The sequence below is a fragment of the Pseudonocardia sp. genome (assembly GCF_025465255.1).
Classification (GTDB): Bacteria; Actinomycetota; Actinomycetes; order Mycobacteriales; family Pseudonocardiaceae; genus Pseudonocardia.
In genome coordinates this window covers 32,110-55,493 of sequence record NZ_JAODNI010000053.1, presented here as the reverse complement: position 1 = coordinate 55,493, position 23,384 = coordinate 32,110, and the positions used below count along the sequence as shown (strand labels likewise).

The following is a 23,384-nucleotide window of genomic DNA, read 5'->3' as shown; positions in this document are numbered from 1 at the left end:
TCAGCTTCAGCTTCACGCGCGGCCCGGCGCACAGCCGGGCGCGGGAACGACGGTAGGGGAGGCGGCCAGCAGTGGGCCGAGCAGAGCGCGGAGCAGTCCGTGGCCGCACGGGGTTCAAGCGGGTGGCGAAGCTGGCCGCGCTCGCGGTCGTCGCCGTCCCGCTGTTGACCGGGTGCTCCGTCGAGGAGGTCATCCGCTTCGGCTGGCCGGTGGGCGTCACCCCCGAGTCGCTGCAGATGCGCACCCTCTGGACGTGGGCGGCGATCGCGGCGCTGATCGTGGGCGTCATCACCTGGGGCGCGATGTTCTGGGCGATCGCCTTCCACCGCAAGAGGAAGGGCGACGACGACACCCCGCCGCGGCAGACGCAGTACAACCTGCCCGTCGAGATCGTCTTCACCATCGTCCCCACGATCATCGTGGCGGTGCTCTTCGGCTTCACCGTCAGGGTGCAGAACTACGTCGACAAGTCCGACCCGGCCCCCGACGTCCGGGTCGCGGTCACCGCGTTCCAATGGAACTGGAAGTTCGACTACACCGGCCAGAACGTCACCGGGACGAACGCCCCCGTCGAGACGATCGGCACGTCGACCGAGATCCCGCTGCTGGTGTTGCCGACGGACCGGAGCATCGAATTCACGCTCTCGTCCAACGACGTGATCCACAGCTTCTTCGTGCCGGAGTTCCTGTTCAAGCGGGACGTCTTCCCGATGCCGGACAAGAACGACACGGACAAGACCGTCGCCATCGACCGCATCGAGCGCGAAGGCGCCTTCGTCGGACGCTGCGCCGAGCTCTGCGGCACCTACCACGCGTCGATGAACTTCGAGGTCCGTGCGCTGCAGCCGGCGCTCTACGACCGCTACATCCAGCTGCGCAAGGCCACGAACCCGCAGACGGGCGCGCCCTACACCGCGGCCGAGGCGCTCACCACGCTGAACTGCGGCCAGTGGTGCGCACCGCAGGCCGTCACCACCTACCCGTTCGCAACGGACCGCACCCTGCGATCGGCCACCGAGCCCGTCGCGGCCGGCCGCTGATCCGGACAGGAGTCACCCGATGAAGATCGAATCTCGCATCTTCGAGATCTGCACCGGCTTCTTCTTCCTGGCCGCGATCGTCTACACCGTCCTCAGCCACGAGCCGGTCGGCATCGCCGCGCTGTTCCTCACCGCCGGCCTCTCGCTGATCATCGGCACGTACTTCCGGTTCGTGTCCCGGCGGCTGGAGGAGCGCCCGGAGGACAACCCGGACGCCGAGGTGTCCGACGGTGCCGGCGACATCGGCTTCTTCTCACCGGGCAGCTACTGGCCCATCGCCGTCGCCGGGTCCACGGCGCTGTTCGCGATCGGCCTCGCGTTCCTGTACGTCTGGCTGATGGTGATCGCGATGATCGTCCTGCTGATCACGATCGGCGGCCTGGTGTTCGAGTACCACATCCGGCCCGCCGACCACTGAGTCGCGACCGCTGAGTCGCCGACCACCCCGAGCACCTCGACGCCGGGTCCGCGTTCGCCGCGGGCCCGGCGTCGTCGTGTGTGCTCAGAGTGCGCGGTGCATGACGTGCAGCCCCACGAGGCCCTCGGTCGGGTGCCGGAACGCCTCGGGGACCGTCCCGATGATGTCGAACCCGAGCGACGTCCACAGCCCGACGGCCCGGACGTTCGCGGCCACGACGGCCGAGAACTGCATCGCCCGGTAGCCGCGGCGGCGCGCCTCGTCCAGCACGAACTCCGCGAGCGCGCGCCCGATCCCGCCGCCGGACCGGGCGGGGTCGACCATGAACCCCGCGTTCGCGACGTGATCGCCCGGACCGGACTGCACGGGCTTGAGCAGGGCCGTGGCGACGACCGCGCCGTCCCGTTCGGCGACGACGGTCACCGCAGGCGGCGGCGGCATCCACAGCGCGCGGGCCTGCTCCTCCGTGGTGTCCGGGGACCACGTGTAGGTGTCCCCGGCGGCGACGACCGCGTGCCAGATCGGCCAGATCGCGGCCCAGTCGTCCGCCGAGGCGACCCGGAACTCAGCCATCAGCCACGGGCCGCCTTGCCCAGCGCGTCCCGCGCGATGATGACCTGCTGGATCTGGCTGGTGCCCTCGTAGATCCGGAAGAGGCGGGCGTCCCGGAAGAACCGCTCCACCGCGACGCCGCGCATGTAGCCCGCACCGCCGTGCACCTGCACCGCGCGGTCCGCGACGCGGCCGACCATCTCCGAGCAGAAGTACTTCGCCGCGGACGGGCCGGCGATCTTGTCCGTGCCCGCGTCGAACGCCCGCGCGGTCTCCATGACCAGGGCGCGGCCGGCGTAGGTGTCCGTGACCGAGTCCGCGACCAGGCCCTGGATCAGCTGGAACCGGGCGATCGGCTTGCCGCCCTGCTCCCGGGTCTTCGCGTACTCGACGGTCTCGTGCACCAGCCGCTGCGCCATTCCGACACAGACGGCCGCGATGTGCAGCCGACCGTGCGCGAGGCACTTCGCGGCGATGAGGAAGCCGTTGTCGATGCCCTCCTCGCCCCCCACGACCGCATCCGCGGGCACCCGCACGTCGTCGAGGTAGACGTCCGCGGTCCAGGCGCCGAACTGGCCCATCTTGTGGTCCTTCGGCCCGACCGACAGGCCGGGCGTGCCCTTCGGCACCAGGAAGGTGGAGATCCCGCGGTTGCCCGGGGCGTCTGGGTTCGTCTTCGCGAACACCATGATCACGTCCGCGACCGGCGAGTTCGTGATGTAGCGCTTCGAACCGTTCAGGACCCAGTCCGAGCCGTCCCGGCGGGCGGTGGTCGTGAGCGACGAGGGGTCCGAGCCCGCGTCCGCCTCGGTGAGCCCGAACGACGCGGTCACCTCGCCGGAAGCCAGCCGGGGCAGCCACGCCTTCTTCTGCTCCTCCGTCCCGCCCTCGAGCAGCACGTGCCCGGCGATGCCGTTGTTCGTGCCGAACAGCGATCGCAGCGCCGGGGTGGTCCAGCCCAGCTCGAATGCCAGCTGCACCTCCTCGGTGGCCGAGAGACCCAGACCGCCGTACTCCTCGCCGATGGTGAAGCCGTAGAGGCCCATCTCCTTGCACTGCGCGACGATCGACGCCGGGATCTCGTCCCGTTCGTCGATCTGCTCCTCCAGTGGCACGACCTCGTTGCGGATGAACGTCCGCACCGAGCCGAGCACGTCGTTCAGGTCGCTGACGTCCACGTCTCTCCCTCGTTCCTCGTTCTAGAGGACCTTGCGGTCCCGCAGGTCCATGATCTCGCCCGGGGTGAGCCCGATCCCGGACAGGACGGTGTCGGTGTGCTCACCCAGGCCGGGGACGGGCCCCATCCCGAGCTCGCGGCCCTCGTAGACCGGCGGCGGCAGCAACGCCGGGATCGGGCCGCCGGGGGTCTCGACCTCGCGCCACCGGTCCCGTGCGGTCAGGTGCGGATGTTCCACGACCTCCGCCGGCGTGTTGAACCGGGCGTTCCCGATCCCGGCGGTGTCCGCCTTCGCCTGCAGCTCGGCCAGCGGGAGCGTGCGGCACCAGGCCGCGAGCTCGGCGTCCAGGGTGGCACGGTGGACGACCCGGTCCGGGCCGCGGCGGTAGCGCTCGTCGTCCGCGAGATCCGGACGGCCCATCATGTCCCGGGCGAGACGCTGCCACTCGGCGTCGTTCGTGGTGCCCAGGATCACCGTCTGCCCGTCGGCCGTGGGATACGCCCCGTAGGGCACGACGGCGGGGGAGCCCATCCCGACCGGTTGCTGCTCGACCCCGCTGTGCCGGGTGTAGGTGAGCGGGTAGCCCATCAGCTCGGCCATCGTGTCGAACATGCTCACCGCGACCCGGCCGCCGCCGTCGGCGCTGCGGACCTTCCCCCGCTCGTAGAGCGCCCCGAGGATCGCGATCGCGGCGTAGAGGCCGGTGCTGGCGTCCGCGAACGGCGGGCCCGGCTTGGCCGGGGCACCGGGCAGGCCGGTGATCGAACATGCGCCGGACTCGCCCTGCACGAGCATGTCGTACGCCCTCTTCGCCGACAGCGGGCCGCCGGTGCCGTACCCGGAGATCTCCAGCGCGACGACGTGCGGGTGCCGCTCCGCCATCTGCGCCGCGCCCACGCCGATCCGCTCGGTCGCCCCGGGGGCGAGGTTGGAGACCAGCACGTCCGCCTCCGCCAGCAACCGGTGCAGCAGGTCCCTGCCCGCGTCGGACTTGAGGTCCAGCGTCACGGACTCCTTGCCACGGTTGCACCAGACGAAGTGTGCGGCCAGGCCGTGCACGACGTCGTCGTAGTGCCGGGCGAAGTCCCCGCCGCGCGGGTTCTCGACCTTGATCACCCGGGCGCCGAGGTCCGCGAGGGTGCGGGTGCACAGGGGCGCCGAGACCGCCTGCTCCAGGGCCACGACCGTGACCCCGGCCAGCGGACCCGGTCCGTCGGTCCGGGCCGCCGACTCCGTGGATGTACTCATCGTCCCGCACGCTAACCGATCGATCGAGCGCTCAGCGGACGACGGCGAGCACGAACCCGTCGTGCCCCTTCACCCCCACGGTCTGCAGGGCGGTGGCGTCGAGGCGCTCGTCCGCGGCGAGCGCGTCGAAGAACCGCCGGGTGCTCCGGACCCCCGGTTCGGGATCGCGGGCGTCGACGATCCGGCCCTGCCGGACCACGTTGTCCACCACGATCGTCGCGCCCGGGCGGGTGAGCCGGACCGCCCAGTCCAGGTACTCGGTGTTGGCCTCCTTGTCCGCATCGACGAACACGAGATCGAAGGGCTCGGAGTCCACGAGCGCGGGAAGCAGGTCGAGCGCCGCGCCCTCGCGGACCTCGACCACGCCGCCCAGCCCGGCCCGCGCCAGGTTCGCCCGGGCCACCGCCGCGTGGGCGGGGGAGCGTTCGAGCGTGACGAGCCGGCCGCCTTCCGGCAGGCCGCGGGCCAGCCAGATGGTGGAGTAGCCGCCGAGGGTGCCGATCTCCAGGACCCGCCGCGCCCCGGAGACCCGGGCCAGCAGGTGCAGGAACTTGCCCTGCGTCGGGGACACGTCGATCGGCGGCAGGCCGGCGGCGGCGTTGTCCCGCAGCGCCCCGTCCAGGGCCTTGTCCCGGCCGATCAGCAGGCCCGCCACGTACTCGTCGACCTCGTTCCACAACGCGCTCATCCTCACAGCGTGGACCCCCGGGTCCCGTGCGGGCGAGCGTTAGGGTGCGATGCATGTCCGAAGCGAACGACCCACCGCCCGCTCCGCGTGCCACCGTGCCGCCCGGCGGACGGGTGGTGTTCGACGGCGCGGCGGGCAAGCTCGTCGGGGACCGGTGGGAGTCCGCCGGCACCCCCCGTGGCACCGCGCTCCTGCTGCACGGCGGTGGCCAGACCCGGCACTCCTGGTTCCGGACCGCCGCGGCGCTCGCCGAGCACGGCTGGATCTCGATCGCCCTCGACGCCCGCGGGCACGGCGACAGCGACTGGGCCCCGGACGGCGACTACGGCACGGACGGCCTGGTGGCGGACCTCGCCGCGGTGGTCGCCGCACTCGACGTCCCCGAGCCGCCGCTGCTGATCGGCGCCTCGATGGGCGGGATGACCTCCCTCGTGGGCCAGGGCGAGCGGGGTGATCTCGCCCGCGCGCTCGTGCTGGTGGACATCGTGCCCAGGGTCGAGCCGGACGGCGTCGCCCGGATCATCGCGTTCATGCGCGGAAACCCGGACGGTTTCGCCTCGCTGGACGAGGTGGCCGAGGCCGTCCGCGCCTACAACCCGCACCGCAAGCGCCCGCCGAGCCCCGAGGGGCTGCGGAAGAACGTGCGGCTGCGCGAGGACGGCCGCTGGTACTGGCACTGGGACCCGGCCTTCCTCCGGATCGAGTCCGAGCCTCGCCGCTCGACCTCGTACGAACGCGCCACCGCCGCGGCCGCCGCCATCAGAGTGCCGACGCTGCTGGTCCGGGGCGCGCAGTCCGACATCGTGAGCGACGAGGGCGTCGCCGAGCTGCTCGAGCTCATCCCCGGCGCCCGGCACGTGGACGTCACCGCGACCGGCCACATGGTCGCGGGCGACGACAACGACGTCTTCACCCGGACCGTGCTGGACTTCCTGGCCGACGAAGCGGTCTGACCCGGCTCAGCCGATCAGCGCGAGCCGGGCCCGGGGCGGGTCGAGCGGGGTCACACCGGGCCGCCGGGGCGGGTTCCGGCAGGTCCGCGAGCTCCGGCAGCCGCCGGCCCGCGGCCCGGACCAGCACGGCGACCCACGTGCGGAACGGCCGCCACGACTCGGCGATCCCCGCCAGGTCCTCCGGCGACGCGGGCCCGTGCAGGCCGTAGAGCGCCCCGACCAGCACGGCCAGCCGCGGCTCGCCGGCCACCAGGGCATCCGTGACCCCGGACGCCCGCAGGTGGATCAGCGACGCGGCGAACCCGCCGATCCCGTTCACCTGCCGCAGCCGGGCCCGGACCTCGTCCGGATCGCCGTCCCGGATCGCGACGGGCTCGAACATCCCCTCGCCCGCCGCCCGCGCCACCGCCCGGAGCCGCTCCTGCTTCACCGCCGGCAGCCCGGGGAGGCGCTCGGCCGCCAGCAGCTGCGCGGGCGTGGGCACGACGGCAGTCCCGACACCGCCCGCGTCGACCACCGCCCCGAACTCCCGCGAAAGTCGTTCCCGCGCGGCCGTGGCCTGCCGGGCTCCCCAGCGTTGCGCGATCACGCACCACACCGCGGCCTCGTAGGGGGACGGGAACAGCGGTGGCCGCAGCCCGGGCGCGGCCGCCAGCAGCCTCGCGACCTGCGGATCCCGCGCGCCGACGGCGTCGAAGCCGGCCCCGTCGCGGTCGAGGGACAGCATCCTGGCCACCTGGTCCCGGACCGGCCCGACGTCCCCGCCGGGATCGAGCCCGCTGACGGTGCCGTGCACGCCGCCGCCGTCCTGCACGAGTGCCACGCCGACGGGCGTGCGCAGGTCGTCGAGCAGGAACGCCAGGCGCAGCACGCCCTCCTCGGGGGCGTACGCCCCGGAGCCGGGCCAGTCCCCGCTGCGCTCGCCGCGGCCGAACATCCCGGACTCGGCGAGGGAGTAGGCGCCGCGCGGCACTATGGTGAAGCGGGTGCCTGATTGTTTGATGCGGTTGCTCTCTTCGGTGGTCATGGGGGCAGTGTGGCTTCCCCCACCGACAGTTCCGGGGCTACAACGGACCGAGCGACCGCGACGGAGGGGTCTTCCATGGCGATGTACGACCTGGTGGTCCGGGGTGGCCGCGTCATCGACGGGAACGGCGGGGAACCCCGCACGGCGGACGTCGCCGTCACCGGCGACCGGATCGTCGAGGTCGGGAGGGTCGCCGGGACCGGCGCCCGCGAGATCGACGCGGCGGGCGCCGTCGTCGCCCCCGGGTTCGTGGACATCCACACCCACTACGACGGGCAGGCCACCTGGGAGTCCCGGCTGCACCCGTCGTCCTGGCACGGGGTCACCACCGTCGTCATGGGCAACTGCGGCGTCGGGTTCGCCCCCGCCCTGCCCGAGCACCACGCCCGGCTGATCGACCTGATGGAGGGCGTCGAGGACATCCCCGGCGTCGCCCTGCACGAGGGCCTCGCCTGGAACTGGCTGAGCTTCGACGAGTACCTGGACGCGCTCGAGGCCCGCCCGCACGACGTCGACCTCGCCACCCAGGTCCCGCACGCCGCGCTGCGCGTGCACGCGATGGGCGCGCGGGCCGCCGCGTACGAGGAGGCGACGCCCGAGGAGATCGCGCTGATGGCGAAGCTCGCCAAGGCCGCGGTGCGGGCCGGCGCGCTGGGCTTCTCCACCTCACGCACGCTGAACCACAAGAGCATCGACGGCGAGCTGACCCCGTCCTACGACGTCGGTGCGGACGAGCTCGTCGCCATCGCGAAGGCTATCGGGGAGACCGGGACCGGGGTGTTGCAGCTGGTCACGGACTTCCCGGACCCGGCGAAGGAGTTCGCGCTGCTGCGCCGGATGGTGGAGGAGTCCGGCCGCCCGCTGTCGGTGTCCCTGGTCCAGTTCCCGCAGGACACCGGGCGGCACAAGCAGGTGCTCGCGATGCTCGAACAGGCCTGGGCGGACGGGCTGGAGATGCGGGCCCAGGTCGCGGCCCGGCCCGTCGGCATGATCCTCGGACTCTGGAACACCCTGAACCCGTTCATGACCAACCCCGTCTGGCGCCGGCTGGCCGACCTCACGCCGGAGGAGCAGGCCCACCGGATGCGTGAGCCGGAGCTGCGGGCGGCGATCCTCGCGGCGCAGACGCGGGAGAAGGAGCGCAACCGTCTCGGCGGCACGCTCATCCACAAGTACGAGCTGATGTACGAGCTCGCGGACCCGCCGAACTACGAGCCCCCGGTGTCGGAGTCCATCGCGGCGCGGGCGCAGCGCGAAGGGGTCGACGCCGTCGAGCTCGCCTACGACATCGTCGCCCGCGGCGGGATGCTGTACCTGGTCAGCGCCAACTACGCGCACGGCGACCTGGACGACCTGCACGAGATGCTGGTGCACCCGCACACGCTGCCCGGGTTGTCCGACGGCGGCGCGCACGTGGGCACGATCTGCGACGGCAGCTTTCCCTCGACCCTGGTCCAGCACTGGACCCGGGACCGCGCCGGCGCGAAGCTCGACCTGCCGTTCGTCGTGCAGCGGCAGGCCCGGGACACCGCCCGGGCGGTCGGGCTGCGGGACCGCGGCGTCCTCGCACCGGGCTACCGGGCGGACCTCAACGTGATCGACGTCGACGGGATGCGGCTGCACCGCCCGGAGATGCGCGCGGACCTCCCGGCCGGGGGCCGGCGGCTGCTGCAGCGGGTCGACGGGTACGAGCACACGATCGTCGCGGGGCAGGAGACCTACACCCGCGGCGTGGAGACCGACGCGCTGCCCGGGAGGCTGATCCGGGGCCCGCGGAAGGCGCCGTGATCCAGCCGGGGAGTCACGCCTCGAACCGGGGTCGCCGCTTCGCCCGGAAGGCGCCGACCCCCTCGGCGAAGTCCGGCCCCACGAACAAGGCCCGCTGGGCCCGGGCCTCCGCCGCGAGGACCTGCCGCAGACTCGTGTTCCCGGCCGCGAACAACGCCTTCGACGCCGCCAGCGCCGGCCGCGACCGACGGGCCAGCAGCTCCGCCCGCCCGACCGCGAGCGAGTGCGTGCCAGCGGGCTCGGCGAGCCGCTCGACCAGGCCGATCTCGGCGGCCCGCGGGGCCCCGACGACCTCGCCGAACAGGATCATCTCGCTCGCCCGGCCCTGGCCGATCCGCCGCGGCAGCGTCCAGCCGAGGCCCGCGTCCGTGGCCAGTCCGATCCCGCCGAACGAGGCGCAGAACTTCGCGTCGGACGCGGAGACGACGTGGTCGCACGCGGCGACGAGGGACAGCCCGGCCCCGTACGCGCCACCCTCGACGGCGGCGATCACCGGCGTGGGCCCCTCGACCAGGGCCTCCACCAGCTCCGCGATCACCTGCAGCCGGTAGACGCCGAGCTGCTCGTCGTCGCTCATCGTGGAGATGTCCCCGCCCGCGCAGAAGAACCCCTCGGCGCCGGTGAGGACGACGACCCGGACGGCGTCGTCGGTGTGCGCGGCGACCAGCGCGTCGCGCAGCTCGACCCGCATCTCGATCGACAGGGCGTTGCGGCGCTTCGGGTCCGTCATGGTCAGGGTGCGTACGGGGCCCGCGTCGGCCCGCTCGACGAACGACATGCCGTTATCCGAACACACGGCAGGTGGGGTTGGCCCCACCCCCGGTTCTGCGGCCCACCGGCTGGGTCGGCGCGGGCTCCACGACCAGGCTGGGTGGCATGATCCCCTCTGACATGAGCGACGCCGACCTGCCGATGGGTGGTGGCTCCGTGACCACGGTGCCCGACACCGCCGTCGGGCCCGCGCCGCGCCGCGCCGCCCGGATCCGTGCCGGGCTGCTCTACCTGGTCCTCGGGCTCCCGCTGGCCATTCCCGCCTTCGTGCTCGCGGTCGCCGGGTTCGCCGCGGGCGTCGGCACGATCGTCGTCTGGGTGGGCGTGCCGATCCTGGCCCTCACGCTCCGGGCGTCCCGCGGGTTCGCGGAGCTCGAACGCCGCGCCACCGAGCGGGCCACCGGGCGCCCCTTGCCGCCGTACCACTACCGGACCGCCGACGGCCGCGGCCTCGGCCGGATCTTCCGCTCGCTCGGGGACCCGCAGTCCTGGCGGGACCTGGTGCACGCGATCGTCGCGTTCCCGGTGCGGATCGCGACGTTCGTGATCGGCGTCGTCTGGTCCGTCGCGGGCCTCGGCGCCACGCTCTACGTGCTGTGGGAGTGGTCCCTCCCACGCTCCGACGACGAGTACAAGGGTCTCTACGGGCTGCTCACCCAGAGCGCGTCGCGGCTCGGGGACATCACCCTGAACACCGTCGTCGGCGTGCTGATGCTGGTCACCCTGCCCTGGGTGGTGCGCGGACTGGTCGCCTTCCGCGCCGGGCTCGCCCGCGGCCTGCTGACCAACCAGACCGCCGCCCTGAAGGCCCGGGCCGAACAGCTCGCCGCAGGCCGGCGGGCCGCGGTGCAGGCCGAGGCGCAGACCCTGCGCCGGCTCGAACGCGACATCCACGACGGGCCGCAGCAGCGCCTCGTCCGGCTCAACATGGACCTCGAGACCGTCACGCGGCGCCTCGACGACGACCCGGACAAGGCGCGATCCCTCGTCGACGAGGCCCTGACCCAGAGCCGGGAGGCCCTCGCCGAGCTGCGCGCCCTGTCCCGGGGCATCGCGCCGCCGATCCTCGCGGACCGTGGCCTGGGCGCCGCGCTGGCGGCCGCCGCGGCCCGCAGCCCGGTCCAGGTCTCGCTCGACGTCGCCCTGCCGCAGGGGCAGCGGCTCGCCGCGGCCGTCGAGAACACGGCCTACTTCGTGGTCACCGAGTCGCTGACGAACGTCGCGAAGCACGCCCGGGCCTCGCTGTGCACGGTGACGGTGAGCGTGGACGCCGAACGGGTGCTGGTCCAGGTCCGCGACGACGGGATCGGCGGCGCGCACCTCGGAAAGGGGCACGGACTGTCGGGGCTCTCCGACAGACTGTCCGCGGTGGAGGGTGTGCTCGACGTGGTGAGCCCGGCGGGGGGGCCGACGGTGGTCACCGCGGAGATCCCGCTCGCCGGTCTGGGTGGGTGATGACGGAGGGGGAGTAGATGAGGGTCGTGCTGGCGGAGGACTCGCTGCTGTTGCGCGAGGGGCTGGTGCGGCTCCTCGAGGAGGCGGACGCGTCCGTCGTCGCCGCGGTGGGGGACGGTGAGGCGCTGGTCGCGGCGGTCGAGGCGCAGCGCCCGGACGTCGCGGTCGTCGACGTGCGGATGCCGCCGACGTTCACCGACGAGGGGCTGCGCGCGGCGCTCGAGGTCCGGGAACGCTGGCCGTCGACCGGGATCCTCGTGCTGTCCCAGTACGTCGAGGAGACCTACGCGGGGGACCTGCTCGCCGCGGGCGGCGGCGTCGGCTACCTGCTCAAGGACCGGGTCTCCAAGCTGACCGAGCTCGCGGACGCGCTGACCCGCGTCGCCGAGGGCGGGACGGTGCTGGATCCGGAGGTCGTCGCCGCGCTGCTGAGCCGGCGACGGCGCCGGGACCCGCTCGCCGAGCTCTCCCCGCGCGAGCGCGACGTGCTCGGGCTGATGGCCGAGGGACGCACCAACACCGCGATCGGCCGCGGGCTCGTGATCACCCCGGGAGCGGTCGAGAAGCACATATCGTCGATCTTCACCAAGCTGGGGCTCGCCCCGTCGGGTGACGATCATCGGCGGGTGAAGGCGGTTCTCGCCTGGTTACGGACCTGATCGGCCCCTCCCCGGGTGGGGGTCCCCCTTCTGTGCCGTGTGCGTAGCCCGCGGTATGGGGAAGGCTCTGCCGAACGGGTGGATACGAGCTTGTCGGGGGACCAGGGATGGCGGTGCGCGATCTCTCGCGCCGGACCGGGACGCGTGTGGGTGTCGCGGTGCGGGGCCGGCACCGCACGGGTCGTTCCGTGGCCGAACTCCTCTCGGCCGAACCGCGCTCGTCCGCCCGGGTCGTGCCGCCGACGGGATCGACGTCCGCGGAGCCGGTGACGGTCGCGCTGGACGCCGGGGTCCCGGCGCCGCGCCGGCCTCCGGAGCCGCAGGCGATCCCGTCGCCCCGTCGCGCCGTGGAGCCGTTCGAGATCCCCGCCCCGCGCCCCGCCGAGCAGGAGCTGCTGTCCGTCGGCCGCGCGGCGCCCGCGGGCCCCGAACGCCCCGCGCCTTACCGCTGGCGCCCGGACGTCCCGTCGCCCCGCCGGCTCGCCGCCCCCTTCACCAAGCCGTTCGGGGTGCGGCTCGCGGCCGCGCTGATCGGGCTCGCCGTGCTCGGATCGGTGCCCTCGGCCGCCGGGCGCGTCATCGAGGACCGCGGGGTGCCGGACCACACCCGGGTCACGCCGGGGCCCGCCGTCCCGTCGCCCGGGACGAGCCGCACGCTCCCCGGGGCGCTCGACGCCGCCCGTGGGTCGCTCGCCGAGCGCGCCCCGCTGGCGTCACCCGTGCCCGTCGAGTTCACGGACTCGTTGCCGGACGCCCGAGCGGCCGTCGCGCTCCGGGTCGCGATGGCCCAGCTCGGGCTGCCGTACCAGTGGGGTGGCGACGGGCCGACGGCCGGCGACTCCGGCTTCGACTGCTCCGGCCTCACCGCGTTCGCCTACGCCGCGGCCGGGATCCGGCTGCCGCGGACGGCACACACACAGTTCGGGGCGGGTCCGCACGTGCCGGCGGGCTCGCCGCTGCAACCCGGCGACCTGCTCTTCTACGGGACGCCGGACGCGGTGCACCACGTGGGGATGTACCTGGGCGACGGCCGGATGGTGAACGCGCCGACGTTCGGCCAGCCGGTCCGCACGGCCTACTACCGCTGGCGGGGCGATGACTACCTCGGCGCCACCCGCCCGGCTGCCGGCGGCCTGCGGACAGGCGGTGAGCTGCCCTTCAACCCCATTCCCGTGCCGGCCGCGGTACCCCGGCTGCGGATCTTCGAGGCCCCGGTCGCACCGCTGCCCACGGGGCCCCTGCCCACACCCAGCGCGGACCTCCCGCCGGAACCGCAGACGGCCGCCGCGGCCGTCGCGGCCGCGGGGCGGGCCGTGAGCGGGGACCGGGACTCGGCCGCCGTGCATCCGAGCGGGATGACGGTGGACGACGTGCCCCCGGCCGAGCCCGCTTCCACAGGAGCGGCGACGGGCGCCGCGGCGGGAGGATCGACCGTCGCCGACGTCCCGTCCGCGGCGGCGCCGGGGACCGACCCGGGCACGGCCGCGCTCGCACCCGTGGCGGCTCCGGTACCCGACGACGCGGTTCTCGGCGCCTGGGGGGCGGCCGAGCCCGCCGCGCCGGCCCCGACGACGGCGGCCCCGACGACGGCGGCTCCGTCGTCCGGGGATCCCACGACTGCGGGCCCGGCGTCCGTGGATCCGGCGACGGTGGCGGGCCCGGCGAGCGCAGATCCGACGACAAGCGCCGCCCCGACCACCACGGCCCCCACCACCACGACCCCGGCCGCACCCCGGCACGTCACGCTCAGCCGGCCGTCGGAGTTCCCGCTGTTCCCCGGCCCGGGGGCGTCGCGGACCGTCTTCGATCTCGACGACGCCGCCCCCGTGCAGGACCTGCGCCCCGGCGACGTCGTCGACGCCGCCCTCCCGGACGGCAGCACCCGCTCGTTCACCGTCCGGACCCGGGAGATCCTGTCCGCCGCGACGGCCGCCACCGTCCTGAAGAGCTCGGCCGAGCCGTTCATCGTCCGCGCGCCCCTGCCGGACGGCACGTTCCTCGTCCTCACCGGGGTCCCGGCGGCACCCTGACCACCAGGGCGGACCGGCGGCGGCCCCCTACGGTCGAGGTCGGTCCCGGACGGTGATCACGGCGCGCAGGTCCAGGACCAGCTCGCCCGGCGCGCCGTCGACCACGCGGACCGGGACGCCCCAGTCCTGCTGGTGGCGGTGGCAGGCGCGAACACCCCGTCGCCGTCGTCTTAGGCGGCCGCCGCGACGCTGACCTGCAGCACACCCTCACCCGCGCCGAGCTCGACCGTCCGCTCCAGGCCGGTCGCGGTCCCCGCGCCGGAGCGCAGCAGCGACGGCGGTGACGCGGCGATCGTCAACGACGTCGGGTCGCCGAACCGGGTGTCGAGGTGCTGGCCGGTGGGCGGGGTGAACGCGATCCGCAGGTCGAGGGGGCCCGGCGCGAGGTCCGTGCGGGCCCGCCGGACCCGATGGGCCCCGGCGTCCACCCGGGCGCCCGCGGGCATCGAAAGCCGGACGAGCCGGTGCGCCGCGGACTCGACGACGATCAACGAGTCCCCGTCCACCAGCACGACGCTCGGCTCGGCGAGGTCCCGGGCCAGGGTCGTCACGGTGCGGTCGGCGGGGGACCGGCGGCGGACGGCGCCGTTGTATGTGTCGGCGATCGCGACCGACCCGTCCGGCAGCACCGCCACACCGAGCGGGTGCTGCAACAGGGCGTCCTCCGCGGGCCCGTCGCGGAAGCCGAAGTCGAAGAGCCCGAGTCCGACGGCGGTCGTCACCGCCGCCCCGGCGGCCGGCGCGCGCACCACCGACCGCAGCGCGGACGTCTCGGCGTCCGTCACCCACAGCATCTCGCCCGACGCGGCGAGCCCCGACGGCTGGGCGAAGAACGCGTCCTCCGGCGGCCCGTCGCGCAGGCCTCGTTCGTCGTCCCGGCGAGCACGCGGGCCTCGCCGGAGCGCGGGTCGAAGGACCACAGCTGGTGCGCCCCGGCCATCGCGACCACCACCATGCCTGAACCCTTCTCGGCCACGTCCCACCACGCCACGTCCCAGGGCGTCGAGAGCTCGGCCGAGGTCCCGCCCACCTCGAGGCGTTCGCGCAGCTGCGAGCCGGTGCCCGCGAGCGTCGAGACGTGCCCGTCGGCGAGCGGCAGGCCGCACAGCGCGTGGTTCACCGCGACGACGACGTCGTAGCCCACCTCCGCGGCGACGCCGGCGGGCAGCACCACGAGACCGTGTGCTCCTCGACCAGCTCCGGCAGCAGCACCCGGAGCCCGTGCGCGTGCCCCTCGCCGGCCAGCTGCACGACGACGTACCCCTCCGGATCGACGACCGCGATCACCAGCACGTCGGCGAACTCCTAGCTCGGCGAGGCAGAGGCCCTTCCCACCGGTGTTCAGCCACCGTCGTCCGCGCAGCTCCGGAGCCCGTACCCGCATGCGTGTCACGCCGGGCTCAACACCGGTTCGGCGCGCGAGTGTGCCGCCGCGGAGGCAGACTCCGATCTCGTGCCCGAACTGCCCGAGGTGGAGAACGCGCGCCAGGTCCTCCTGGGAGCGCTGGACCGCGAGATCAAAGCCATCAACGACAACGACGACTGGGTGTGCCGCCCGCATCCGCCCGGTGAGATCGCGAAGGCTCTGGTCGGTGGGAAGCTGACCGTCGCGCACCGGCGTGGCAAGACCATGTGGTGCGAGACGGAGAACCGGGACGGCACGGAGGGCCCGACGCTCGGGGTGCACCTCGGCATGGGCGGCCGCCTGATCGTCACCGACTCCGCAGGCGAACGGACCGGCGGCGGGCCGGAACGCCCCGACCGGCAACCGCGCAAGGCCGAGTGGGACCGCTTCACCATGAACTTCGCCGACGGCGGACAGCTCCGGCTCTTCGACAAGCGCCGGCTCGGCCGGGTCCGCCTCGAACCGAACCTCGACGGGCTGGGCCCGGACGCGGAGGACATCTCGGCGGCGGACTTCCGCACCCGCATCGCCCGCAGCCGGATGGCGATCAAGGCGCGGCTGCTGGACCAGAGCGTGCTCGCCGGCGTCGGGAACCTGCTGGCGGACGAGACGCTGTGGCAGGCGAAGCTGAACCCGGCGGCGAAGGCGGACGAGCTGACCCGTACGGAGCTCGACCGGCTCCACCGCAACCTCGAGAGGTCCCTGCGGTCCGCGATCGAGAAGGGCGGTGTGCACACGGGGACGATCATCGAGCACCGGCACGTCGACGGTCACTGCCCCCGCTGCGGCGCGGAGATGCGGCACGGCACGGTCGGCGGCCGGAGCACGTGGTGGTGCGGCGAGGAGCAGGCCTAAGCTGCCGGCACGACCGCCCTCCGCTGGCGGTACACGATCAGCACCGTCGTGCAGAGACCCAGCCACGCGGCCCCCAGCGCCCAGCCCGCGAGCACGTCGCTGAACCAGTGCACGCCCAGGTAGATCCGGGTGAAGCCGACCGCGGCGATCCAGGACCCGGCGACGACGACCGCCGCCAGCCGCAACCCCGCCGTCAGCCTGGGCCAGGCCAGCACCACGAGCGCGCCGACGACGGCCATGGACATCGTCGCGTGCCCGGAGGGCAGAGACTCGTTGCCGGCGGCCACGAGCTGGTCCGCGACAGGCGGGCGCGGCCGGTCCAGGAGGCGCTTGATCAGCGTGAACACCGCGCTCGCCGAGGCCATGGTGCCGATCAGGAAGACGGCCTCCACCCTCCGCCGCCGCACCCACAGCACCACCCCGACGACGACCGCGAGCACCGCCATCGCCGCGGTGCTGCCGAGCGTGGTGATCGCAACGGCCAGCCCCGTCAGCCTCGGGGAGCGCGCGGCGACGGCCTCGGCCAGCACCGGTCCGTCGTCCGCACCCGGCCCCGTCCCGGTGAACGCCGAGTAGATCAGCCAGCCGGCCATCCCGGCGAGCACCACGACGACGGGGCCGGGGACGACGGTGACGGGCGACAGACGACGGGCGGACGACACGCTCACCAGTCTGGCCGCGCTCGCCCGCCCGCGCTCGCGAGGAACGTCAGGAGCGTCCGCGGTACGTGCGGTACCGCTCGATCAGGGACCTGGTCGAGGCGTCGAGCGAGGACATGTCCGGGTCCTCCCCGTAGAGCGCGGGGCCGAACTGCTTCGCCATCACCTTGCCGAGCTCGACGCCCCACTGGTCGAAGGAGTCGACGCCCCAGATCGTGCCCTCGACGAACGTCTGGTGCTCGTAGAACGCGATCAGCTGCCCCAGCACGGATGGCGTGAGCTTCTCGGCCAGGATCGTCGACGTCGGCCGGTTGCCCGGCATCACCTTGTGCGGGACGACGTCCGCCGGGGTGCCCTCGGCCTCGATCTCCTCGGCCGTCTTGCCGAACGCGAGTGCCGCCGTCTGCGCGAAGAGGTTGGACATGAAGAGGTCGTGCATGTCCGCGTCCCCCTCGCCAGGGAGCTCGTGGTTCGGCTGCCCGAAGCCGATGAAGTCCGCCGGCACGAGCCGGGTCCCCTGGTGGAGGAGCTGGTAGAAGGCGTGCTGCCCGTTGGTGCCGGGCTCGCCCCAGAAGATCTCCCCGGTGGCCGTGGTGACCGGGGACCCGTCGCCGCGCACGGACTTCCCGTTGCTCTCCATCGTCAGCTGCTGCAGGTAGGCGGGCAGCCGGTGCAGGTGCTGGGAGTAGGGCAGCACGGCGTGCGTCTCGGTGCCGAAGAAGTTCGTGTACCAGACGCCGAGCAGGCCGGCGATCACCGGAAGGTTCGCCGCCAGCGGGGCGGTGCGGAAGTGCTCGTCGATCGCATGCATCCCGGAGAGGAACTCGGCGAAGTGCTCCTTGCCGATCGCGATCATCAGCGAGAGCCCGATCGCGGAGTCCACCGAGTAGCGCCCGCCGACCCAGTCCCAGAAGCCGAACATGTTGGCCTCGTCGATGCCGAACTCACGGACCTTCTCCGCGTTCGTCGACACCGCCACGAAGTGCTGTGCGACGGCCTTCTCGTCACCCAGTCCCTCGACGAGCCAGGTCCGCGCGTTGCGCGCGTTGGTCAGCGTCTCCTGGGTCGTGAAGGTCTTCGACGACACCACGAACAGCGTCGTCGCCGGGTCCAGGTCGAGGGTGGCCTCGGCGAGGTCCGTCGGGTCGATGTTGGAGACGAAGCGGCACCGGAGGTCCCGCCGCGAGTAGTCCAGCAGCGCCTCGTAGGCCATCACCGGCCCGAGGTCCGAGCCGCCGATCCCGATGTTGACGACCGTGCGGATGCGCTCGCCGGTCGAGCCGGTCCACTCGCCCGAGCGGACCTTGTCCGTGAATTCGCCCATCGCGTCGAGCGTCGCGTGCACGTCCGCGACGACGTCCTGCCCGTCGACCGTCAGCGACGCGTCCCGCGGCAGCCGCAGCGCCGTGTGCAGGACGGCCCGGTCCTCGCTGGTGTTGATGTGCTCCCCGGAGAACATCGCCCGGATCCGGTCCGGCAGCCCGGCGCGCTCGGCCAACGCGGTGAGCAGCGGCAGCGTCCCGCGGGTGACGCGGTGCTTGGACCAGTCCAGGACGAGGTCCGCCCCGGTCGTCGTCATGACCTGCGCGCGGCCGGGGTCCTCCGCGAACAGCCCGCGCAGGTGCAGCGGCTCGACGGCCGCATGGTGCTCGGTCAGCGCGGTCCACTCCGGAGTGGCGGTGATGTCGAGTTGCTCTGCGGCAGCTGCTTCTGAGGACACGGGCGACATCATGCCCCTCCCGGCAGGCGGTTGCGCAGGTGTGGACTGCACCACACGGGGTGTGGTGCCGGTGCGGTGGGCCGGGCCGGTATCCGAGAAACCCCCGAGCAGGAGACCCCATGACCGACAGCACCGTCCTCGCCGGCCCTGCCTGGATCATCGGCGGCCTGCACAACCGCCCCGGTTACCTCCTCACGGCGGGCGGCCGGATCACCTTCACCGACGGCGAGCCGTACTTCGACGTCGCGTTCGACGAGCTCACCGACGTCACCTATCCGTGGTACTGGTTCGGCGGCGGGGTGAAGCTGCGGGCCGCCGGAACGCTCTACAAGATCACGTTCGTCCGGCCCAACGGGATGCCCTCGCCGGACCCGTCGCTGGTCGACGTGGCCCTGAGCGCGGTGGGACCGGGCGTCACGACCGCCACCGGCGCGGCCCACGTGGATGCGCTCCGTGGTCTCGCGGACATCGGCACCGGGCGGAAGGCGACGAAGTAGTGGCGCGAGATTCTGCCCGCCTGAGGTGCTTCCACCTGGGGGACCAAGGTTCTCCGGCCGTCGGGCGAGGGGCCGGCGGTCATGATCGACGCTCAGCGGAGGGTCAGCAGGGGCGAACGGTCCGTAACCGATTACTCGATCGTGCGTTACTCACACGAGTGGCGCGAATCTGCTGCTCGTCGCGTCTCACCGGCGCATCACCGCAAAACCGCCGTTCGGACCTGCGCGGGCTCGGATTCGGTCTAGCGTCGTGGCCCAACGGAGTTAGTCGATCACCGTCAGGAGAGCTCCCCGATGTTCAGAACGCTGCCCGGACCCGCTCGCGACGTCCTGCTGCTTGCGGCCCGCCTGCTCGTCTCGTTCGTGATGCTCGCCCACGTCTGGATCACGTTCGTGGGTGCCGGATTCAGCGGAACCACCACGGTCTTCTCCAATTTCGGGATCCCGATCGCGATCGTGGCCACCGCGTTCACGCTGGTCGCGGAGCTGGTCGGCTCGATCCTGCTGGCCTCGGGCATCTTCGTGACCTGGGCGAGCGGCGCGATCTCCTTCGTCATGGCCGGCGCGATCTACTTCGTCCACGCCCCGCACGGCATCTTCGTGAAGAACGGCGGCTGGGAGCTCGTCGGCATGATCATCGCGGTCTGCCTCGCCATCGCCGCCACCGGACCGGGTCGCTACAGCCTGGACCACCTGATCTTCGACCGGAAGATCACCGAGTCGCCGGCGCCGGAGCCGATCGTCGTCACCCAGGACACTCCCGTCGCACCGGCCCAGCGCTGGGCCAACGGCACCGGGTCGAGCGGCGCCCTGCGCGCCTCGGAGCGCCGCACCGCCGCCGTCCGGATCGCCGAGCACAACGCCGAGACCGCAGGGTTCGGGGCGGTCGCGTCCCGCACCTCGGAAGTCGACGAGTTCGGCTCCGCCTCGCAGCCCGACCCGACCCGGACCGGTCCCGTGCAGGTGCAGACGCCCGGCATCGGCACGCCCGCCGTCGGCATGGCGTCGCTGCGCTCGCGCCCGCTGCCCGGCCGGCGCCCCGCGCCCGAGGGCGACGAGAACACGCATGCGCTGTTCACCACTCGCGGCGACTGACACCGCGCTTCGCCGCGGCGAGGGTGCGTCACGACAGCCTCGCGCCCGCGCCGCCCGTCCCCGCACGAGTTTCACAGCCGGCCCCGGCCGGCGGGCTCCGTCACCACGCGACCGTGCCGAGGGTCCGCCGCCGGGGCCGTCGCCGTGCCGTCCCTGTGAGTCGACCCACGGAACCAGCCGGGTGGCACCGTGCCGTGCCGGGCACCGGTAGCGTCGATGACTCGTTCATCGTTCAACCATCGTTCCGGAGGCTCCTGACCGTGACCCGTGCGCTCCCCGCTCCCGCCCGTGACGTCGTCCTGCTCCTCGTCCGGATCCTCCTGGCCGTCGTGCTGCTCGCCCACGGCTGGCAGAAGCTCGTGACCAACGGCGTCGGCGCCACCGCCGAGGGGTTCGCGCAGATGGGCATCCCGCTGGCACCCGTATCGGCCCTGTTCGCAGTGGTCGTGGAGGTGCTCGGAGGGCTGCTGCTGCTCGTCGGCGCGCTGACGCCGGTCGTCGGCCTGCTGGTCGTGCTGAACATGCTCGGCGCGGCGTTCTTCGCCCACCTCGGCAACGGCGTGTTCGTCGGCAACGGCGGCTGGGAGCTCACCGGGGTGATCGCGGCCGTCGCGCTGGCGCTGGCCGCGGCCGGTGCCGGCCGGTTCAGCGTCGACCACCTGATCACCGCGCGTCGCCGCGAGCCGGTGCCCGCCTGATCCCGGTCCCGCCCGGTGATCGGCTGGCGCGGCACGGGATCATGGTCGGCGGGCCCGTGTGCGGGCCCGCCGGCTCCGGCCCCCGGAGCGGAGGGGAGGGACCGCGTGCTGCGCCACGTCACCGCGACCCGCTACGTCACGCCGTTGCGTGAGGGCGGGTCGCTGCCCGGGCTGATGGAGGCCGACGACCTCGGCACCTACGTCGTGAAGTTCCACGGCGCCGGGCAGGGTCGCAAGGCCCTCGTCGCGGAGATCGTCAGCGGCGAGCTGGCCCGCACGCTCGGGCTGCCGGTGCCGGAGCTCGTCACCGTCGACCTCGATCCGGCGCTCGGCCGCACCGAACCGGACCATGAGGTCCAGGACCTGCTGCGGAACTCGCGCGGGCTCAACCTCGGGCTGGACTACCTGCCCGGCGCGCTGGACTTCGATCCGCTAGCCTTCGATCCCGGGTCCGAGTTCGCCGGTCGCGTCCTCTGGTTCGACGCGCTGGTCGGCAACGTCGACCGCTCCTGGCGGAACGCGAACATGCTGCTCTGGCACCGCGCCGCCCACCTCATCGACCACGGCGCGACGCTGACGTTCCACCACGGCTGGAAGGCCGCGCTCGCCGACCCCGCTGCCGTCGCGGTGCGGCCCTACGACGCGCGGGACCACGTGCTGCTCGGGTCGGACCCGGACCTCGACGCGGCGAACTCCGCCCTCGCGCCGCTCGTCACCCGCGAGGCGGTGCGGGCCGCGGCCGCCGCCGTCCCGGATCCGTGGCTGACCGACGAGCCCGGCTTCGACGACCCGGACGAGGTGCGCGAGGCCTACGCGGACATCCTCACCGCCCGGGTCGCGGCCCGGGACCTGTGGCTGCCCGGCGTGCGGGAGACGGCCGCGGCGGGCCGGGCGCGGCCGGCGACGCGGGCGCCGAACCCGCCGGCCTGGCTGGTCGGGCGGCTCCCGCGATGACGACCTCGGCGAGCACCCTGCACACCTACGAGTACGCGCTGCTGCAGGCCGTGCCCCGCCCCGAGCGCGGCGAGTCCGTGAACGTCGGCGTGCTGCTCTACTGCCGGGGGCTGGACTACCTCGGCGGGCGCACCCACGTCGACGCCGCCCGCGTCCGGGCCCTCGACCCGCATGCGGACACCGAGGCGATCGCCGCGCTACTGGACGTCGCCGCCGCGGTCTGCGCCGTGCCGGAGCCCCCGCGCTCGGACCGCCGGACGGACGGCGCGCTCGCCGCGTCCGGGCCGGGCGCCGGGGAGGACATCGGCCGGCGCTTCCGCCGGCTCACCGCGCCGCGCAGCACGGTCGTCCGCCCCGGCCCGGTGCACGCCGGGCTCACCGCCGACCCCGCCGCGGAGATCGACCGCCTGCTCAAGACCCTGGTCCTGCCCCTCTGAGCGCGGGCTCGCCGGCGCGGTGAGGCACAGCACGCGCATGACGGCCTCCCGAACGGTTGTAATGTCCCCATGAGCGGATCGACGGAGATCACGACGGACCCGGTGCCCGCGGCGGCCCTGACCAGCTGGCTCGCCGCCCGGGCACCGCAGGTGAGCGTGGGGGACGGGCCGGTCGAGGTGCGGCGCATCTCGGGCGGGCACTCCAACCTGACCTTCCGGATCGTCGACGGCGCGGGCAACCCATGGGCCCTGCGCCGCCCGCCGCTCGGCGGGGTGCTCGCCACCGCCCACGACATGGGTCGCGAGTGGCGCTTCATCGCCGCCTTGGATCCGACGCCCGTCCCGGTCCCGCAGGCCGTCGCCTTCTGCTCGGACCAGGACGTGATCGGTGCGGACTTCTACGTCATGGGCTTCGTCGACGGGGTCGTCCCCGGCGACCCGGAGGCGGGCACGGCCATGCCGGTCGAGAGCCGGCATGCGGCGGGCCTGGCCTGCGCGGACGTGCTCGCCGAGCTGCACCGGGTCGACCCGGAGCAGGTCGGGCTCGGGGACCTCAGGCGCTCCGGCAGCTACCTCGAGCGCCAGCTGCGCCGGTGGCACCGGCAGGTGCACGCGTCCGCCGTGGAGGACCTGTCCGTGATCGATGCCGTGCACGAGAAGCTCGTCGCCCGGATGCCGGACGACCCCGAGCTGCGGATCGCGCACGGCGACTACCGGCCCGGCAACCTCTCCTTCCGCCCCGACGGTGCCATCGGCGCGATCTTCGACTGGGAGCTGGCGACGCTCGGGGACCCGCTCGCGGACCTCGGCTGGCTGATCGCGTCCTGGGAACGCCCGGGGGACACCGACGTCGCGATCACCTCCGGTCCGACCGTGCTGGACGGGTGGCCGGAGGCCGACGAGGTGGTGGCCCGCTACGCCGAGCGTTCCGGCCGGGGCGAGCGCATCGCGTCGGACCTGGACTACTTCCTCGCATTCGCCCGCTGGCGCTCCGCCTGCGTCGGCGCGGGCGTCCACACCCGCTACGCCGCGGGGTACATGGGAACGGAAGGTATCGAGGAGGGCGCGCTCGCCGAGGCGCGGCTGAAGTCCGTGCACGACCAGGCCGCGGCGGCGCTGAACGCCCTGGGCGGCTGAGCCGTCGGCCCCGGCCGCCGTTGCGGGGTCACGTCCGCGTGCCGGCGGCTCCGGGTTCACCCCGCCGGGCGGTCCCGGGCGCGTCCTGCCACGATGCCGGCGGCAGGTGCGGGAGGCTGG

Annotated in this window: 24 protein-coding genes and 1 pseudogene; 14 read left to right on the top strand and 11 right to left on the bottom strand. The window is 73.6% G+C overall.

Annotation, left to right across the window (positions count from 1 at the left end):
* Nucleotides 1-122 precede the first annotated feature (122 nt).
* Complete coding sequence (locus tag JWP64_RS05485) at nt 123-1,040, top strand: cytochrome c oxidase subunit II (protein WP_297493052.1); 918 nt, start codon at nt 123-125, stop codon at nt 1,038-1,040.
* A gap of 19 nt (nt 1,041-1,059) precedes the next feature.
* Nucleotides 1,060-1,458 carry a cytochrome c oxidase subunit 4 gene (locus JWP64_RS05480; protein WP_297493050.1) on the top strand — a complete coding sequence of 133 codons (399 nt, stop codon included), beginning with the start codon at nt 1,060-1,062 and terminating at the stop codon, nt 1,456-1,458.
* Nucleotides 1,459-1,542: 84 nt separating this feature from the next.
* Here JWP64_RS05480 and JWP64_RS05475 read toward each other — a convergent pair whose 3' ends face one another.
* From JWP64_RS05475 to JWP64_RS05460, 4 genes are read right to left on the bottom strand one after another with little or no spacing between them, the layout of a single operon-like run.
* Entirely contained in the window at nt 1,543-2,031 is a 489-nt protein-coding gene (locus tag JWP64_RS05475) for a GNAT family N-acetyltransferase (RefSeq protein WP_297493048.1), read from the bottom strand.
* Nucleotides 2,031-3,188 carry an acyl-CoA dehydrogenase family protein gene (locus JWP64_RS05470; RefSeq protein WP_297493045.1) on the bottom strand — a complete coding sequence of 386 codons (1,158 nt, stop codon included), beginning with the start codon at nt 3,186-3,188 and terminating at the stop codon, nt 2,031-2,033. The genes JWP64_RS05475 and JWP64_RS05470 overlap by 1 nt, the downstream gene beginning before the upstream one ends.
* Nucleotides 3,189-3,209: 21 nt before the next feature.
* Nucleotides 3,210-4,436 carry a CaiB/BaiF CoA-transferase family protein gene (locus JWP64_RS05465; RefSeq protein ID WP_297493043.1) on the bottom strand — a complete coding sequence of 409 codons (1,227 nt, stop codon included), beginning with the start codon at nt 4,434-4,436 and terminating at the stop codon, nt 3,210-3,212.
* 31 nt (nt 4,437-4,467) lie between these two features.
* Complete coding sequence (locus JWP64_RS05460; protein ID WP_297493041.1) at nt 4,468-5,124, bottom strand: O-methyltransferase; 657 nt, start codon at nt 5,122-5,124, stop codon at nt 4,468-4,470.
* A gap of 53 nt (nt 5,125-5,177) precedes the next feature.
* Here JWP64_RS05460 and JWP64_RS05455 point away from each other — a divergent pair, with 53 nt between their 5' ends.
* Nucleotides 5,178-6,077, top strand: coding sequence for an alpha/beta hydrolase (locus JWP64_RS05455; RefSeq protein WP_297493040.1), 900 nt, complete (start codon nt 5,178-5,180; stop codon nt 6,075-6,077).
* Here the strand turns inward: JWP64_RS05455 and JWP64_RS05450 are convergent.
* Nucleotides 6,034-7,104, bottom strand: a complete 1,071-nt coding sequence (locus tag JWP64_RS05450; RefSeq protein ID WP_297493037.1) for a DNA-3-methyladenine glycosylase 2 family protein — start codon at nt 7,102-7,104, stop codon at nt 6,034-6,036. The two genes, JWP64_RS05455 and JWP64_RS05450, sit on opposite strands and share 44 nt — an antisense overlap.
* Before the next feature lie 75 nt (nt 7,105-7,179).
* Here JWP64_RS05450 and JWP64_RS05445 point away from each other — a divergent pair, with 75 nt between their 5' ends.
* On the top strand, nt 7,180-8,892 hold the full coding sequence (locus tag JWP64_RS05445) for an amidohydrolase family protein (RefSeq protein ID WP_297493034.1): 1,713 nt from the start codon (nt 7,180-7,182) through the stop codon (nt 8,890-8,892).
* Between the two features lie 13 nt (nt 8,893-8,905).
* On the opposite strand, the gene JWP64_RS05440 is transcribed toward JWP64_RS05445, so the two are convergent.
* Nucleotides 8,906-9,670, bottom strand: a complete 765-nt coding sequence (locus tag JWP64_RS05440) for an enoyl-CoA hydratase-related protein (RefSeq protein ID WP_297493031.1) — start codon at nt 9,668-9,670, stop codon at nt 8,906-8,908.
* A gap of 113 nt (nt 9,671-9,783) precedes the next feature.
* Here JWP64_RS05440 and JWP64_RS05435 point away from each other — a divergent pair, with 113 nt between their 5' ends.
* The 3 genes and pseudogenes from JWP64_RS05435 to JWP64_RS05425 form a co-directional block, all read left to right on the top strand.
* Nucleotides 9,784-11,118: a sensor histidine kinase gene (locus JWP64_RS05435; RefSeq protein WP_297493029.1), complete on the top strand. Its 1,335-nt coding sequence runs from the start codon at nt 9,784-9,786 to the stop codon at nt 11,116-11,118.
* 17 nt (nt 11,119-11,135) lie between these two features.
* Entirely contained in the window at nt 11,136-11,777 is a 642-nt protein-coding gene (locus JWP64_RS05430; protein ID WP_297493026.1) for a response regulator transcription factor, read from the top strand.
* A gap of 788 nt (nt 11,778-12,565) precedes the next feature.
* Nucleotides 12,566-12,901: pseudogene (locus JWP64_RS05425) on the top strand (C40 family peptidase); the annotation flags it as partial.
* A gap of 1,076 nt (nt 12,902-13,977) precedes the next feature.
* Here the strand turns inward: JWP64_RS05425 and JWP64_RS05420 are convergent.
* The 3 genes from JWP64_RS05420 to JWP64_RS05410 are packed head-to-tail and all read right to left on the bottom strand — an operon-like array spanning nt 13,978 to nt 15,100.
* The gene (locus tag JWP64_RS05420) at nt 13,978-14,592 is read right to left on the bottom strand and encodes a hypothetical protein (RefSeq protein ID WP_297493024.1); all 615 of its coding nucleotides are present in this window, start codon (nt 14,590-14,592) and stop codon (nt 13,978-13,980) included.
* Complete coding sequence (locus JWP64_RS05415; RefSeq protein ID WP_297493021.1) at nt 14,589-14,981, bottom strand: hypothetical protein; 393 nt, start codon at nt 14,979-14,981, stop codon at nt 14,589-14,591. The genes JWP64_RS05420 and JWP64_RS05415 overlap by 4 nt, the downstream gene beginning before the upstream one ends.
* Entirely contained in the window at nt 14,924-15,100 is a 177-nt protein-coding gene (locus JWP64_RS05410; RefSeq protein ID WP_297493019.1) for a hypothetical protein, read from the bottom strand. Before JWP64_RS05410 ends, JWP64_RS05415 begins: the two co-directional genes overlap by 58 nt.
* 160 nt (nt 15,101-15,260) lie before the next feature.
* Between JWP64_RS05410 and JWP64_RS05405 the strand changes: the two genes are divergently transcribed.
* Nucleotides 15,261-16,067 carry a DNA-formamidopyrimidine glycosylase family protein gene (locus JWP64_RS05405; protein ID WP_297493016.1) on the top strand — a complete coding sequence of 269 codons (807 nt, stop codon included), beginning with the start codon at nt 15,261-15,263 and terminating at the stop codon, nt 16,065-16,067.
* On the opposite strand, the gene JWP64_RS05400 is transcribed toward JWP64_RS05405, so the two are convergent.
* Entirely contained in the window at nt 16,064-16,729 is a 666-nt protein-coding gene (locus JWP64_RS05400; protein WP_297493014.1) for a phosphatase PAP2 family protein, read from the bottom strand. The two genes, JWP64_RS05405 and JWP64_RS05400, sit on opposite strands and share 4 nt — an antisense overlap.
* A 46-nt stretch (nt 16,730-16,775) precedes the next feature.
* The gene (gene pgi, locus JWP64_RS05395; protein ID WP_297493011.1) at nt 16,776-18,446 is read right to left on the bottom strand and encodes a glucose-6-phosphate isomerase; all 1,671 of its coding nucleotides are present in this window, start codon (nt 18,444-18,446) and stop codon (nt 16,776-16,778) included.
* A 119-nt stretch (nt 18,447-18,565) separates the two neighbouring features.
* Between pgi and JWP64_RS05390 the strand changes: the two genes are divergently transcribed.
* The 6 genes from JWP64_RS05390 (at nt 18,566) to JWP64_RS05365 (ending at nt 23,264) form a co-directional block, all read left to right on the top strand.
* On the top strand, nt 18,566-18,943 hold the full coding sequence (locus tag JWP64_RS05390; protein WP_297493009.1) for a hypothetical protein: 378 nt from the start codon (nt 18,566-18,568) through the stop codon (nt 18,941-18,943).
* Between the two features lie 294 nt (nt 18,944-19,237).
* Nucleotides 19,238-20,038 (top strand): DoxX family membrane protein, encoded by an 801-nt coding sequence (locus JWP64_RS05385; RefSeq protein ID WP_297493006.1) that lies wholly within the window; start codon nt 19,238-19,240, stop codon nt 20,036-20,038.
* A 260-nt stretch (nt 20,039-20,298) separates the two neighbouring features.
* Nucleotides 20,299-20,736 carry a DoxX family membrane protein gene (locus tag JWP64_RS05380; RefSeq protein WP_297493003.1) on the top strand — a complete coding sequence of 146 codons (438 nt, stop codon included), beginning with the start codon at nt 20,299-20,301 and terminating at the stop codon, nt 20,734-20,736.
* Between the two features lie 105 nt (nt 20,737-20,841).
* Entirely contained in the window at nt 20,842-21,690 is an 849-nt protein-coding gene (locus JWP64_RS05375) for a HipA family kinase (RefSeq protein WP_297493001.1), read from the top strand.
* A complete protein-coding gene (locus tag JWP64_RS05370) occupies nt 21,687-22,127 on the top strand; it encodes a DUF3037 domain-containing protein (protein WP_297492998.1) in 441 nt (146 codons plus the stop codon). The genes JWP64_RS05375 and JWP64_RS05370 overlap by 4 nt, the downstream gene beginning before the upstream one ends.
* A 69-nt stretch (nt 22,128-22,196) precedes the next feature.
* Nucleotides 22,197-23,264 (top strand): phosphotransferase family protein, encoded by a 1,068-nt coding sequence (locus JWP64_RS05365; RefSeq protein ID WP_297492995.1) that lies wholly within the window; start codon nt 22,197-22,199, stop codon nt 23,262-23,264.
* The last annotated feature ends 120 nt before the right edge of the window (nt 23,265-23,384 follow it).

Coding starts and splice junctions, on each gene's coding strand:
- JWP64_RS05480 (WP_297493050.1), top strand. CDS start 1,060: ATGAAGATCGAATCTCGCATCTTCGAGATCTGCACCGGCTTCTTCTTC.
- JWP64_RS05475 (WP_297493048.1), bottom strand. CDS start 2,031: ATGGCTGAGTTCCGGGTCGCCTCGGCGGACGACTGGGCCGCGATCTGG.
- JWP64_RS05465 (WP_297493043.1), bottom strand. CDS start 4,436: ATGAGTACATCCACGGAGTCGGCGGCCCGGACCGACGGACCGGGTCCG.
- JWP64_RS05460 (WP_297493041.1), bottom strand. CDS start 5,124: ATGAGCGCGTTGTGGAACGAGGTCGACGAGTACGTGGCGGGCCTGCTG.
- JWP64_RS05455 (WP_297493040.1), top strand. CDS start 5,178: ATGTCCGAAGCGAACGACCCACCGCCCGCTCCGCGTGCCACCGTGCCG.
- JWP64_RS05450 (WP_297493037.1), bottom strand. CDS start 7,104: ATGACCACCGAAGAGAGCAACCGCATCAAACAATCAGGCACCCGCTTC.
- JWP64_RS05445 (WP_297493034.1), top strand. CDS start 7,180: ATGGCGATGTACGACCTGGTGGTCCGGGGTGGCCGCGTCATCGACGGG.
- JWP64_RS05440 (WP_297493031.1), bottom strand. CDS start 9,670: ATGTCGTTCGTCGAGCGGGCCGACGCGGGCCCCGTACGCACCCTGACC.
- JWP64_RS05435 (WP_297493029.1), top strand. CDS start 9,784: ATGAGCGACGCCGACCTGCCGATGGGTGGTGGCTCCGTGACCACGGTG.
- JWP64_RS05430 (WP_297493026.1), top strand. CDS start 11,136: ATGAGGGTCGTGCTGGCGGAGGACTCGCTGCTGTTGCGCGAGGGGCTG.
- JWP64_RS05390 (WP_297493009.1), top strand. CDS start 18,566: ATGACCGACAGCACCGTCCTCGCCGGCCCTGCCTGGATCATCGGCGGC.
- JWP64_RS05385 (WP_297493006.1), top strand. CDS start 19,238: ATGTTCAGAACGCTGCCCGGACCCGCTCGCGACGTCCTGCTGCTTGCG.
- JWP64_RS05370 (WP_297492998.1), top strand. CDS start 21,687: ATGACGACCTCGGCGAGCACCCTGCACACCTACGAGTACGCGCTGCTG.
- JWP64_RS05365 (WP_297492995.1), top strand. CDS start 22,197: ATGAGCGGATCGACGGAGATCACGACGGACCCGGTGCCCGCGGCGGCC.